General features: G+C 44.4%; 12 protein-coding genes and 1 riboswitch. Of the genes, 5 read left to right on the plus strand and 7 right to left on the minus strand.

Features of this window, described 5'->3' with window-relative positions:
* Window positions 1–180: 180 nt before the first annotated feature.
* From AACQ93_RS10020 to AACQ93_RS10030, 3 genes are all read right to left on the minus strand, one after another.
* Window positions 181–978: a transporter substrate-binding domain-containing protein gene (locus tag AACQ93_RS10020; RefSeq protein ID WP_064604660.1), complete on the minus strand. Its 798-nt coding sequence runs from the start codon at window positions 976–978 to the stop codon at window positions 181–183.
* A gap of 189 nt (window positions 979–1,167) precedes the next feature.
* The gene (gene aguA / locus AACQ93_RS10025) at window positions 1,168–2,259 is read right to left on the minus strand and encodes an agmatine deiminase (protein ID WP_064604662.1); all 1,092 of its coding nucleotides are present in this window, start codon (window positions 2,257–2,259) and stop codon (window positions 1,168–1,170) included.
* Window positions 2,260–2,289: 30 nt separating this feature from the next.
* Window positions 2,290–3,705 carry an APC family permease gene (locus tag AACQ93_RS10030; RefSeq protein ID WP_064604668.1) on the minus strand — a complete coding sequence of 472 codons (1,416 nt, stop codon included), beginning with the start codon at window positions 3,703–3,705 and terminating at the stop codon, window positions 2,290–2,292.
* Between the two features lie 274 nt (window positions 3,706–3,979).
* Here AACQ93_RS10030 and arcC point away from each other — a divergent pair, with 274 nt between their 5' ends.
* The 3 genes from arcC (at window position 3,980) to ptcA (ending at window position 6,984) form a co-directional block, all read left to right on the plus strand.
* Window positions 3,980–4,897: a carbamate kinase gene (gene arcC, locus AACQ93_RS10035; RefSeq protein WP_064604670.1), complete on the plus strand. Its 918-nt coding sequence runs from the start codon at window positions 3,980–3,982 to the stop codon at window positions 4,895–4,897.
* Between the two features lie 44 nt (window positions 4,898–4,941).
* Entirely contained in the window at window positions 4,942–5,565 is a 624-nt protein-coding gene (locus AACQ93_RS10040; protein ID WP_064604672.1) for a TetR/AcrR family transcriptional regulator, read from the plus strand.
* 372 nt (window positions 5,566–5,937) lie between these two features.
* Window positions 5,938–6,984 (plus strand): putrescine carbamoyltransferase, encoded by a 1,047-nt coding sequence (ptcA, locus tag AACQ93_RS10045; RefSeq protein ID WP_064604674.1) that lies wholly within the window; start codon window positions 5,938–5,940, stop codon window positions 6,982–6,984.
* A 102-nt stretch (window positions 6,985–7,086) separates the two neighbouring features.
* On the opposite strand, the gene AACQ93_RS10050 is transcribed toward ptcA, so the two are convergent.
* Entirely contained in the window at window positions 7,087–8,223 is a 1,137-nt protein-coding gene (locus AACQ93_RS10050) for a J domain-containing protein (protein ID WP_064604675.1), read from the minus strand.
* Window positions 8,224–8,452: 229 nt separating this feature from the next.
* Window positions 8,453–9,160, minus strand: a complete 708-nt coding sequence (locus tag AACQ93_RS10055; protein ID WP_064604677.1) for a helix-turn-helix transcriptional regulator — start codon at window positions 9,158–9,160, stop codon at window positions 8,453–8,455.
* Window positions 9,161–9,962: 802 nt separating this feature from the next.
* A riboswitch (glycine riboswitch) is annotated at window positions 9,963–10,074 on the plus strand.
* An 88-nt stretch (window positions 10,075–10,162) separates the two neighbouring features.
* Between AACQ93_RS10055 and AACQ93_RS10060 the strand changes: the two genes are divergently transcribed.
* Window positions 10,163–11,539 (plus strand): alanine/glycine:cation symporter family protein, encoded by a 1,377-nt coding sequence (locus AACQ93_RS10060; protein ID WP_064604679.1) that lies wholly within the window; start codon window positions 10,163–10,165, stop codon window positions 11,537–11,539.
* 46 nt (window positions 11,540–11,585) lie between these two features.
* Window positions 11,586–12,769 (plus strand): IS3 family transposase gene (locus AACQ93_RS10065; RefSeq protein ID WP_157097554.1). Its coding sequence is split into 2 segments (ribosomal slippage): window positions 11,586–11,889 and window positions 11,889–12,769, totalling 1,185 coding nucleotides; the frame shifts between segments, so codons are not numbered across the junction.
* A 67-nt stretch (window positions 12,770–12,836) separates the two neighbouring features.
* Here AACQ93_RS10065 and AACQ93_RS10070 read toward each other — a convergent pair.
* Together AACQ93_RS10070 and AACQ93_RS10075 are read right to left on the minus strand one after the other, a co-directional pair.
* Entirely contained in the window at window positions 12,837–13,250 is a 414-nt protein-coding gene (locus AACQ93_RS10070; RefSeq protein ID WP_064604686.1) for an ester cyclase, read from the minus strand.
* Window positions 13,251–13,377: 127 nt separating this feature from the next.
* The gene (locus AACQ93_RS10075) at window positions 13,378–14,034 is read right to left on the minus strand and encodes an HAD hydrolase-like protein (RefSeq protein WP_064604688.1); all 657 of its coding nucleotides are present in this window, start codon (window positions 14,032–14,034) and stop codon (window positions 13,378–13,380) included.
* Window positions 14,035–14,345: the final 311 nt, after the last annotated feature.

Here is a 14,345-nt window from a genome sequence, read left to right on the forward strand (position 1 = left end):
GCTCCTGATTTATACTTTCCTGATAGCGAAAACCCTACCAACACTCCGTTTCAGTAATATTTCACTGTTTCAACCATACGATGCATTATTAACATTTATCAAGTAAAACAATCACATATTGCAAAAAAACGAGGTCTGCACCTATGTAATCGTTCACATTGCTATTAAACAATCACTTAGTTATATATCCAGCCTCACCAATCCCCATTTTTCGGCAATACGGTCAAAGAAACCCTGGGCTTTTTTCAGCTCTATCCAGCTGTTGATGTAATTAATCCAGACCTGATCATCTCTTGGCAATAACATTGCTATTGGAGTCGGACGGCGCATCCCTTCTACCCGCGCCACGGTTAATTGCGGAAATCTATTGGTCAGCTTTGCCGCTTCGATATTTGAAGTCACGATTGCAGTTGCTTTATTGGCAAGTAACTGCTGGTAATCACGAACAGGAGACTGAACTACAACATGTCTTGCCTTAGGGAAGAACTCTTTTACCAGGCTTTCCTGTAAAGTGCCTTTTGTTGAAGAAATGACAACCGACGATGAATTGAAATCACTCCATTTACGGTAGCGTTTAAAATTCAGCTTCTGAATCAATGGAACAAAAGCAAGATTGAAATAAGGCTGGCTGTAACCGGCTACTTTGGCCCGACTCATATTCAGTGAAGCACTGCCGGTCATGTCATATTTATTGGTAACCACACCTTTAACCAGTGATTTCCAATCGGTAGCGACATACTCCACCGTCACACCGAGATCTTTTGCTAACTCAGTGGTTATATCGATATCAAATCCTTTATAAAAGTTGGTAGCCGGATCCCGGATGGTCATCGGATTCCAGTCCCCAGTTGTGCCAACTCTGAGCACCCCACGATCAAGGATTTCTTTCAGTCGGCTGGATGCGGCATAGGCGGAACCTGAGAAACTCGGCAATAGAAGAATTACCACCAGCATTACACTTTGTACGACGTGCAACATCCTCATACCTACCTCTCACTGAAAACCAGAAACTGCAAGCAAGTAGGATAAAGATAGCAATATCGCTGTTTTTCAATTCGCAGAAAAGTGACCATTGTTCAGGCAAATATACATTTTCGAACAAATAAACATACAGAGAGAAAAAACAAAGCCTCCCTTATTTAAAGGGAGGCTTGTATTCACCAGAGCTTATACCCTTGGAATTTGTTGGGTAATGCAGTGAATGTTACCGCCGCCAAGCAAAATTTCTCTCGCATCGACACCGGTCACCTTATAGCCCGGATACAGTTCTGACAACAAAGTCGCTACTTCATCATCATGAGCCGGATCGAGCAATGGATAGATAATATGCTGATTAGAAATCAGGTAGTTGGCATAAGAACCGGCAAGTCGCTCGCCCGCTTCGCGCTCCATACCATCAGATGCATCAACACCAAATGCTTCATCTTCAGAAATATACAATGGACCAGGCATAGGCATTTTGTGCACTTTTATCGTACGTCCTTTCGCATCTTTCTGAGTCTGCAATGCATCCAGTGCCCTACGGGAAATATCATACTGAGGATCCTGCTCATCATCGCACCAGGTCAGCACCACTTCACCAGGGCGGACAACATGGATCAGGTTATCGACATGCCCATTGGTTTCATCGTTATAAAGTCCTTGCGGGATCCAAACAACTTTCTCAACAGACAGGTAGTCACCCAGCACTTGCTCTAATTGCTCACGGGAAAGATCAGGGTTGCGGCTTGGATGAAGCAAGCACTCTTCAGTTGTATAGAGCGTACCTTCACCATCAACATGAATAGAGCCGCCTTCCAGTACGATTGGCGCACGGTAACGGTTATCTCCCAGAACTTCACACACTTTACGGGCAACGGCATCATCTTTATCCCACGGGAAATAAAGACCATCTATCAATCCGCCCCAGGCGTTAAAGTGCCAGTCGACACCGCGCCTTTCACCGTTGTCATTAACAACGTATGAAGGACCAATATCACGCATCCAGGAGTCATCGGTACTCATTTCCAGCAGCTGAATATGATTGGGTAACATGTTACGAGCATTTTCAAACTGGGCTGCACTGACCACCATAGTGACAGGCGTTGTTTCTGCAATAGCTTCAGCCACTTTAGCAAAAGTCACCTGCGCAGGTTTGCCACCAAAACGCCAGTTATCAGTTCGCTCAGGCCACGCCATCCAAACACCGGCCTGAGGTTCATGTTCGCCCGGCATACGAAATCCGTCTTGTTTCAGTGTAGTAGTTAATTGTTTAGTCATTTTGTCCACCTAATTTTTTACGTGATACTGCTACGCGTTTTGCTGTTGTAATGCGGCCTGCTCTGCTTTTTCTTTTCTGGCAATTGCCTGTTTCAGAAGGTATTCACCCATTGCAACGGTAAGAATCACTCCGATAAAGACAGGTGCGCTATAAGTCCAGTTAATGCTGAGTGTCAGTAAGTCAGGGAAGATGAACAGCACAACAGCCTGGGCAATAACGAAGAAGCAGATAATGCTCAGTACCCATTGCACACCCATGCTGCCAGGAACCCGGAAAGGACGAGGCGTTTTAGGATCGCTGATACGCAACTTCAGGTATGAAGGGAACATAAACAGATATGGCAGCAGGAAAATACAGCTTGAGAATGCGAATACCGACCAGAACAGCTCATCACTGGACTGAGCAAACAAGGCATAAGCAAGAATAACAACGGTTGAAAGCATACCTGTGATGTTGTTAGCACCAACCGGGGTTTGGTATTTCTCGGATACTTTAGCCACCATTTCCGGCAGCTCTCCCTCACCGGCAGCTTCCGCTGCTGCACGGCTAGCACCCATTGTCCAGGTCACCATGTTGCCGATGAAGGTCAGAAGAGCCATTACACCGATGGCATACACCATGAATTGTCCGAATGCACCGTCACCAAACAGCTTGCGTAGAGTGTCAACAATACCGGCAACCAGACCGATATCTTCTACCGGCAATGCCATCAGAATGCCCACTGTGCCGAAGACATACAGGAACGCAGTGATACCGGCAGCAAGGAATACCGATTTCGGCATGTCGCGGACATCTTTCATTTCCTTAGTCATAGTACCGACCAGCTCAAACCCCATCAGGTTGAAGACCAGTGCAGGCAGGAAAGCAACACCGGTATCCAGGCTTGGCATCATTGCAGACAATGTAAATTCATTCGCCACACCATGCTTAGCCGCGTAGATGAAGCCACCGAAGCCCAATACGGCAATCACGGTTATTTTCAGCACTGCGCCGATATTAATAACCCAGACACCGACATCTACAGATACATTACAAATCCAGATAGTTAACCAGGTTAAGCCAATACAAATAGCGATTTGCCAGAATAAAGACAAATCAGGGAAGAACAACTCGGAAAACATACCCGCAAACATAATATAAACTGCAGGCATCCATAGTCCGACATTAATCCAATAGAACCATGTTGTTCTTACCGCCCATTTATAACCAAAAGCTTGTTTAACCCAATCATAAATACCGCCTTCACCGGGATAGGTTGTACTTAATTCAGACGTTATTAATCCGTAAGGAATAACAAACACAATTAATGTCACCAGCCACCAGCCAATTGCACTTACACCAATTGAAGCCGATGCTGTTAATGTATCAACAACAATAACGGCACAGAGGCTAAATAAGGCTAGGCTGCCTACCCCCATTTTTCCCGTTGAGTTTTGAGTTTCCATAACAACTCTCCATTTAATTTTATTTCGGGTGCTTTTGTTCAACGTTTCGATACTTAATATCTAAGCAAAGCAATTAAGTGGCTATCGTTATGAGAATCACTTATCGATAATTCGAACAGAAATCATTGCCAAGCCGTGACGATCGATTCAAAAAATGGGGTTGATTATTCAAAGGTTAAAAAAATTGATTCTGATCAACTCTGAGTTATGCCTGCAGACGATAATTTTTATGCAAGCCGAGAGGCAAAACCCATAACGTGACAGGAATAATCAGATGAAAAACGACAAACCGATTTTGGTCGTCGCTGTCGGCGGAAACGCCCTGTTACAGCGAGGCGAAACCATGAGCCACGGCAATCAGGCTAAGAACATTGCCATTGCAGCAGATGCCCTGGCAAAACTGAATCAGGACTACCGTGTAGTGATTGTCCACGGTAATGGTCCGCAGGTCGGGCTGCTGGCTTTGCAAAACCTGGCTTATACCGATACTCCGCCCTACCCACTTGATATTCTAGGTGCCGAAACCCAGGGCATGATCGGTTACATGATGGCGCAATCCCTTCGTCGCTCACTGCCAAATACTGAAATCAGCACCATACTCACTCAGGTTGCTGTTGACAGCAATGATCCGGCTTTCAATGACCCGAATAAGTTCATCGGCCCGGTTTACGACAAAGCTACAGCAGAGCTGATGGCCGATAAATACAACTGGTCTATCAAGCCAGACGGTGAATACTGGCGCCGGGTTGTACCATCACCTCAGCCTCAGGCTATTCTGGAAATTAACAGCATCAAAACCCTGCTGGAACAGGATCATATGGTAATTTGCTGCGGTGGCGGCGGATGCCCTGTTGTCGATGGAGAAAATGGCTATCAGGGCGTTGAAGCTGTCATAGACAAAGACTTATCTGCGGCGGTTCTGGCAACTCAACTGGGCGCAGAACACTTCCTCATCCTTACTGACGGTGACTATGTTTGTGTTGACTGGGGAACTCCCAATGAAAAGCCGTTACATGATGTCAGCGTAGATGAAATCACCCAGTATCAGTTTGCGGCCGGCTCTATGGCGCCGAAAGTGGATGCCTGCTGTGCATTCGCCAAAGCCACAAACGGTACAGGTCATATCGGATCTCTACATAAAACAGCTGAAATTATGTCACACAGCTCTGGTACTCACATCAGTATCGAGTAAAGTGTTAGTAAAGGAACCAAAACTGCTGGCAACCAGGAAAAAACATGAAAAAAGAATCTACTAAACAACGTCTTGAGCGAATCCACACTGCCGCAACAAACCTGGTTTCCCAGCGGGACGTCAATAGCATTTCCATCTATGATGTTGCCAAAGAGGCTGCCATCGCAGCCTCAACCGTCTACCACCACTACCCGAACATCGAAGCACTGATGTATCGATTGATGGAAGACATCTTTGAAGACTTCAAATCAGTACTGCAAAATGCCATCGTGCCGGAGAAGATCAATCACTGGTCTGATATTAACCGGATGATTGAGCAAGGATTTGTAACCTATTACAACAACAACCCGCTGGTACAACGCATTTTGCTCGGCCAACATACTTATGCTTCTATCCGCCACGCTGATGCACAGAATGATCTGGTGCTGGCAGAATATGTTGAAGAAATTTACCGTCGACATTTTGTCCTGCCGGAACTGCCTAAAGATGTGAATATTTTTGCAATCGCCCTGCAAGTTGCGGATAAAGTATATTCAATGAATTATCGGGAAAATGGCTCCATCCCGCCGGAGATGGCAAGAGAAGCCATTACCGTAACCGAAGCTTATCTCAATGTTTATTTACCTAAAATGCTTCCTCGCCAACCATTAATTAACGCTACTAATTAATCTGTTTCTCTATTGTATCTATTCCCTGGCAACTCCGGTTACCAGGGCTTTTTGTATGTATAATTCCATTAAAACCAACAACAAAGTAATTTATTACTTCTTCTATCATCACCTTGTCTTCGATAAACACTAAAATCAAATAACCCCGACAGAGGATTAAAATCAAATATCGAATTTATAAACACCACAAAAGTTAATTCTGTGATAAAAATCAATCCGTATTATCCACCGGCAACACTTAGATCGATTAGTGATTCTGATTTGAGAATAAATAACTCATCCCTTCAATAATAAACACATCCAAACAAGAGTGATAAATAAAGCACTCATTAACCGAATCAACTTATTACCAGAAACAAGAAGGAATGAATTATGAAACTGCCATCTTCAAGCGCTACTAACCTAAATAAAGAAGGTCTGCGTCATTTCTTAAAAACTCAGGATTTCACCAAAAAAGAACTAACTGACATTCTTGACCTGATGGCAATGCTTAAACAGGCTCGCCGAGATAATGCTATTCCGCAGCTGTTTAAAGGCAAATCTGTCGCAATGATTTTTGAACAACCATCAACCCGTACCCGTATCTCATTCGAAACAGCAGCAACCCTGCTTGGCGGTCATGCCCTGTTCCTTTCACCAAAAGACATCCATCTTGGTAGCAAAGAGTCTCTGGAAGATACTGCACGCGTAATGTCTCGTATGGTTGATGTCATCATGGCTCGTGTCGACGAGCACACCACAGTTGCCGGCCTGGCAGAACAAGCAAGCGTACCTGTTATCAACGGTCTTTGTGACTGGCTGCACCCGACTCAAATAATGGCCGACCTGTTCACCATGATTGAACACCTACCTGACGGTAAGGCTATGGAAGATCTGACGGTTGCCTTTGTCGGCGATGCCACCAACGTTGCTTCTTCACTCATGTTCGCCTGCACCAAATTCGGCATGACATTCAAGCATATCTGTCCTGACCGTTTCAAAGCACCTCAGAAATGGGTTGATATCGCTCTTGAAAACTGCGAAACATCCGGCGGCAAACTGGTAATTACCGACAATACTGATGAAGTGGCAGGCTGTGACATTATTGTTGCTGACAGCTTCTACTGGTTCGGTCAGGAAGACGAGAAAGAAATCCGCCTGTCTACCTTCATCCCGGAATATGTTGTGACTCAGGAAATGATGGACAAAGCCGGCCCTAACGCAATCTTCATGCACTGCCTGCCAGCAAACGATCAGCGCGAATGTACCCGTGAAGTCATGGAGTCACCAAATTCAATTATCTTTGATGAAGCAGAGAACCGCCTGACAGCGCAAATGGCACTCTTGGTGTACCTGACTCACAAACATAACAAGCTACCAAGTGATGCAACTGTCGCTGAGCACAAAGCAAAAATTGAGAACTTCCTGGCGACCTTATAAGCTCAATCAGCAATACAATCACCAGAAACAGAAAAAGGCACAATATGTGCCTTTTTTACTTGAGCTTAAGTTTATAAACCGTACTGAGCTTGATTATAAAGCTCAATAAGGACAAGCCTGCTGTAACTGGTAATACGCCTCTGCGAATCCTTCGTTAGGGAAATACTCTTTGTTTATCAACAAGCTTTTGCTTTCCGACCAGTTCGCCGCAAAGGAACCATTTCCATATGGAATGTTGTAGATCATAAAGTGGCGATCTTGCCGGTCAAAAATCAGGTTTGCCGACAAACGTCCGGATCTCAGGTTCGAGTTACGGTAATACTGAAATCCAGTATTACAGCTTTTAACCACATACGAGCCCTTCTCACTCCTGACGCTGATATAGGGCATTCTGTTGTTCTCATAGAAACGCAGTTGCCACAAGCCGGAAATACTTTCTAATTTAATGCGCGGCTTAGGTTTAGGCTTCACCGGAGCCACATTCAATACCTGCTTCTCCGATAATGCCGCTGATGCAGCAGCATCTACCGGATTAGTATCGAGTATCGTCACCACAGCCTCAGGCTTTTCCTTTGGCTCTTCAAACATCGCCAGCAAAGCTAACCAGGGCTCTTTACCAAGCGTAAAGAGCAAACCGGCAATAATGGCCGGCATCATCAATACCAACCCGTAACGGCGGATATTAAAGCCACCCAACGCCTTTAGCTGGTTTTGAACTTTTGGTGCAAGGTCATCCATTGAGACAGAAGCGCCCGATGAAGATGCAGAGCCGGAAGATGGCACAATAGCTCGGGTATTTTCACTGACTTTACGGCGAGCCTCTTCAAGCTGACTGTTCAGCCTGCGATTCTCACGTCTCAGCCACTTCAGCTCATCCTCAACAGCATTGGTATAACGCTCGCTTTCTTTATTGCTGCTTCGGTTCTTTTCCTGCTCTTCTTTAAGTTGCTGAGTAAGCTGTTCATTCAGCTTCTTCAATCCCACAAATTCTCGCTCAAGATGCTTGAGTTTCGCATTGTTACTTTCGGCTGAGGGATCTTTGAGTTGAATGGTGCGAACGGCTTCTTCATGCCCTTTTCCTGCGCTTACTTTTTCGTAAGCCTGGACAATCATCTGCATTAACGCCTTAGAACCGCCTTTATCCGGGTGAAGGCGGCTTGAAAGCAGTTTGTATCGGCGCTTAACATCTGCACTGCCTGTTTTGTCGTCAGTGCCTAAAATATCGTGAAAGGAGGTCATTCTTTTTCTGCAGTTACCGTTAACTACGATTATTGTGCGTCCCCCTTCATCAGGAACGCAATAAAACAGCATGCCTTATTAACCAATAAACCATGTGCATATCAACTTATTGGCTAATACAGGCACGCTGACTGTATTTCATATATTATCGGCAAATTTCCGGTAACTTTATACTTTGTAAACATAAAATCACCAGAGAATCAGAAATAAATGCTGACTCAATCACAATTCAGGAATTCAAATTGTGCTTACGCATCCTGAACTCACCCGGTGAACACCCCATATGCTTCTTAAAAACCCGGGAAAAATAAGAGACATCCTTAAATCCTGCCGAGTTAGCAACCTGAGAGATTTTCTCGCGGTCAGAACTCAGCAAGCCGCAGGCAAGATCAAGTCGTTTCTTGATAATGTACTGCTTTAAAGTGACCCCCATGATGCTATGGAACAGCCGCGAAAAATACGTCGGAGAATAATGACAGGCATTAGCCAAGTCTTCCTCTCGCAACGGTGCACTGATGTTTTCATCAATGATTTTCAACGCTGGTCTGATAGACAACTCGCGATGCTCAAAACCCGAATCTGCTTCACTTTCAACATGGTGTGTATGCAATCGACTAAAACACTCATCCAAATCCTGACGAGTAGCCGTAGCGGAAATCACATCCTCACCGCCGGCACGTAAAACATTCAATGCCAGATTAGCATCAAGTTTATGGTACACGACGACAACTTTAGCCAACGGGAAACGCCCCTTAACCGAGCGTAATAATTCAAAACCTTCCGATGATGAATCAATAACCTCAAGGAAAATCAATTCCTGCCCAGTCATTGTCGAAAGTAACTCAAAAGGCGAAACATCAACGACGTTGTGTGACAACTTCAGATTATCTCTGGCTTCTGCCGTTTTGTCATAATGACTACAACTAACCCAAATCACAAATTCACCTTACTAATAGTGTTATGGTTGCATGCAGTTCACTGCATGACGCGATTAAACACTCCTTGTCGATGAATACTAATTTTGTTTATTGTCTTATAAGAATAGTTATGAGCGTAACGTCAAAAAACTGACTACATATGAATTATTAACGTTCAGAAACCTAAATAAATCCAGTTTGACTAGTTTGTTTCAAATTTAAGCAATAATTACCGCACAATCTGCTACATCCAGCCTTTCAACGATTTACATCGAAAAAGAAGTCATTTCCACAAAGCGAGCATTCCAATTAGAAATATAAAACTAATTTCAAATTCCAAAAAAATCTATTTGGATAGCTAATTTAGCTCACTATAAAATAGTATAGCTGACGATAAAAAAATAACATTACAGTTTTTTTTGCTGGTATATGCGTAATTTTAAGTAAAACTGATTACATAACCTGTCTCAAATAGTCAACAAACAAAATCATTGTTAGGAATGTAAAGCCTCCCCCTTAGACTACTTTTTGAACTTTTTCCTTGTCAGATTGAAAATTTTCTCAGAACAGTGAAAATTTTTTGCAGACAATCACATTTTTATCTATTAGTATTGTCGCTCGAAAATCGAGTTCCGATGAAGACAGCAGGAGAGTGGCTGAGTACATCAATGATTCCAAAGGATTAACTTTGGGCTAAACGTACTCTCCCGCCGAAGAAGTAAGCACCTCACCCGTTCTGATTCTCACAGATCATGATGTGTAAATCTTTCAGGCACTGTTCTGTCAGTTCAATGAATTGACAGACTGGTATGGACTGCTGTTGGAGGAGCCTCTGGAGAGATCCGTTAAATCGGACGCCGAAGGAGCAAGTTTTTGTTGCTGTGCAAACAGCAACAGAAGTGAAACTCTCAGGCAAAAGGACAGAGGAGATAAGATCAACAGCTCTATATCTACGGGTCTATCCTGTAATACAACTTTTCTGTTGTTTTTTATCTCTTCCTTTGATGTTTAAGGGGAGAATGATGAATTCACTACACAATCTACTACAAACAATTGACAGCTTTATCTGGGGTCCGCCTCTACTTATTCTACTTGTTGGTACAGGTCTGTACCTGACTGTACGCCTTGGCTTTATTCAGATCCGCCATCTTCCACTGGCACTGAGCTATGTTTTTTCAAGCAAGAACAACGGTAAAGGCTCGGGTGATGTTTCCAGCTTCGCCGCACTGTGTACTGCCCTTTCGGCAACTATTGGTACCGGTAACATTGTTGGTGTTGCGACCGCAATAAAACTGGGTGGTCCGGGTGCATTACTTTGGATGTGGATTGCCGCCCTGTTCGGCATGGCAACCAAATATGCAGAATGTCTGCTTGCAGTAAAATACCGTGAAACTGATGCAAACGGTCAGATGATCGGCGGCCCGATGTACTACCTGGAAAAAGGTGTCGGTAGCAAGTGGCTGGCTAAACTGTTTGCTATCTTTGCTCTGGGTGTTGCCTGCTTCGGTATCGGTACTTTCCCGCAAGCAAATGCAATTGTTGATGCCGCATACCTGTCATTTGAAATGCCTCGTGAATACACAGTAGTGATTCTGACAATCCTGGTTGCAACAGTAACTCTGGGTGGTATCAAGTCGATTGCCAATGTAGCAAGTAAAGTTGTGCCTCTGATGGCCGGTCTGTACATTACTGCATGTTTTACCGTGCTTTACTCTCAGGCTGATGCCCTGCCAGCAGCTATCCAGCTGGTTATCACTTCTGCCTTTACCGGCCATGCTGCAACCGGTGGTTTTGTTGGTGCAGGTATCATGCTGGCGATCCAGTCTGGTATTGCTCGCGGTGTGTTCTCGAACGAATCTGGTCTGGGTAGTGCCCCTATGGCAGCAGCTGCTGCAAAAACTGACTCATGTGTTCGTCAGGGTCTGACATCGATGACTGGTACCTTCTTCGATACCATTATCATCTGTACCATGACGGGTCTGACGCTTGTAGTAACAGGCGCATGGGAAAGCGAGCACGCAGGTGCGGCAATGACTACATTTGCTTTCGCAAGTGGTCTGGATTCTTCTTTTTGGGGTCCACTAATGGTATCTGTTGGCCTGATGTTCTTTGCCTTCACAACAATCCTGGGCTGGAACTACTACGGTGAACGCTGCATTACGTACCTTTTCGGTGTTAAAGCAATCCTGCCATACAAAATCTTCTTCCTGGTTCTGGTTGCCGGTGGTGCATTCCTGAAGCTGGACATGATCTGGATTATTGCTGATATCGTGAACGGTCTGATGGCAATCCCTAACCTGATTGGTCTGATCATGCTCCGTGAAGTTATTGTGGCTGAATCGAAGCAGTTCTTCGAACAACTAAAACTGTCGCAAACTGCTGACGCACAACCAGCGTAATCTGAGATATTCAGGCATAAAAAAGCGCACCCAGCGAGATTACACAATGGGCTTTAAATTGGCTGTCGTTGCCCAAGTTGAAAAAGGCGAGATGACATACAAACAAGCTCAAATGTGCTATGGCATCCAAGGGCGAAGTACAGTTCTTGTCTGGCTGAGAAAGCATGGTAAGTTGGATTGGTCGAAACCAATTGAGCACTTTCCTTCTATGTCGAAATCCAAAGAAACGCCAGCGCAAAAAATTAAGCGACTTGAAAAAGCCCTCGCCAACGCCGAAATGAAGAACATGATTTATGGCGATATGGTGGAAATTCTTAAGAAAGAACATGGCATAGATTTAGAAAAAAAGTACTTAGCCGAACGCTCTGGCTTGCCAAAGAACAAGGGAAAGTAAAACTGGCTTCTGCATGCAGGCTGTTCAACTTATCCCGGCAAGCGGTGTATCAATGGAAACGACGTCTGGAGGCGCGTGCTGACGAGCTTTTGCCAGTGAAAGAAATGGTGATGTACTGGCGGCAGTTTATGCCACGCGTCGGCACTCGCAAGCTATATCTGTTGATTAAGCCCCAGCTTAAGCGGCAAGGAATAAAGTTGGGGCGAGACGGCTTATTTAAGTATTTAAAAAACGAAAATATGTTGGTCAAGCCAAAAAGGAACTACACCAAGACAACTAACAGCAAACACTGGCTTAGAAAGCATCCTAACTTGCTAAAAGAAAGAACAGTTAGCCATGTAGAAGAAGTTGTTGTCAGCGATATCACCTATGTAAAAACCGATGAAGGGACGCACTACCTTTCGTTAGTCACGGATGCTTACTCTCGAAAGATACTGGGTTATGAGCTGAGTAATGAAATGAAGGCCAGTGATGTGGTTAAGGCGTTAGACATGACAATCATGAACCGCCGAACCAATGCCGCCACCATCCATCACTCAGACAGAGGTCTACAGTACTGTTCGTCAGAATATCAGGAAAAGTTAAATGCCAACGGCATGACCCCTTCAATGACGGATGGTTATGACTGTTATCAAAACGCCCTTGCAGAACGGGTTAACGGGATCCTAAAGAATGAGTTCCTGCTCTATCAATGCAATACGATGAAGGAGCTCATGGTGTTAGTGAAAGAGTCGATATCAATATATAACGACTTAAGGCCGCATATGAGCTTGGGAATGAAAACCCCGAGTGAAGTGCATGAAAAAGCCAGCAGGGATTTCTTACTGGCTTCATAAAAAAGCGTCAACCTATTTTAGGACTAGACACGACAGATAAGAAAACACTGACAATTTAAATGCGAGACTAATCTAAATACTTTGTCAGTTGCTGATAAACATCAAAGCTGCTGTCTTCAAGCCAGCAATCTGAAATCATGCCATTTTTCTTTCTGAACATAACCATACCGGTCATGTGCACATCTTGCTTTCTTGCCGGAATTCGCGCCCATCCGCCGTTATATGTAGCAGTGCACTGATATAGCGCAACGGTTTTTTCCCCGTCATTGATAACGTCTTTAACAGAAAATCTGACATTCTTAAACCGCTGGCACCAAATCGAAATAAAATTCAGGTACTCACTGTGGCTCAGAGTGTGGGTCCTTCCCCCCGGCAGATGAAAGTTAAAAGGATCTGCGGCATATTCAGCCAACAAACGCCCGTCAGCCTTACTCCAAATGTCAGTAAACCAATGGGTAACCCAGTCATTTTTATTATCCATGCGCGGTTTCACTCCAACTACAGCAATTTGCGCTTACTTATGAAATCCTAGACAAAAAAATGACATTTTGCAGTGACGTCCACAGCGCAATCTGTCTTTGGGCGCACAAATCCGCTTTATCACATCACTAATGAATAGCCAGTTGTGAAAAGGCCGACTGATAGTGAACGAAGTTTGGAATATGGGTATGGTGCTGGCAATCATCACCTACAGCAACAAAGTCATATCCCAGCTCGCTTGAAGCAAATTTATTCCAGTCGCCGTGACCGAAAAATACCCGACGGACAAAAGTATTGCCGGAATCCTGTTTGGCACGGAAAGCAGCCAGTGCCATGATCTCTGTGCGGCTCATCGCATCAGACGAAGAGGCAAACGTGATTCCTGATAGATCAATCCCCAGAGTACGAAGCTTGAGTTTAGCAACAGACTCCCAGCCACCAGTTGCGATAGCCAGATGGGTATCATTTCGCGCCTTCATCTGCTCAATAAATTCTCTTGCCCCTTGAATCAAACTCAATTCCGCAGGATTTTTAGCCAGAAACTCACGCATTCGCTCCAGATAACGCAACTCAACCTTACGGTGGATCTGAGAGCGACTGCCCTGCACTTCATGCTTAGCAATGATCTCATCCAGCACACCGGATTCTGTGACATTACGATACTGGCTCCAATCGGTATCAACCTTTACGCCTACAACATCTTCAATGGCCCGGCTATAGCATTCAGTATCAAGCCGGTCGCAGTCGACTAACGCACCATCAATGTCAATTAATAACAATTTCATTTTTACTACCTTTGTTTTTTTCGTGATTGGTAATGCGGGCATATCATGTGCTTGCTTAACGTCTGCGGCAAGTCAGTTACCTGTTCAATGTGTCGTTTTTTGCTCCACTTCAAACCTTTTGTTGTCAATGACTTAAAATTCGACCAACCAGAGATGATTTATTAATCAGGCAGCAATAATCTGTAATCCATTACACTAATTCCTTTAAACTTCAACACCATAGCGACCACACTTTTGCAATGACGTGACAAATCTGACTGGCAAGGATGTCAATTGCATACCACACTTGTATTGCTCTTATGGTTCAGGCA

Origin of the sequence: Photobacterium sp. J15, assembly GCF_963870815.1 — a bacterium.
GTDB lineage: Bacteria > Pseudomonadota > Gammaproteobacteria > Enterobacterales > Vibrionaceae > Photobacterium > Photobacterium marinum.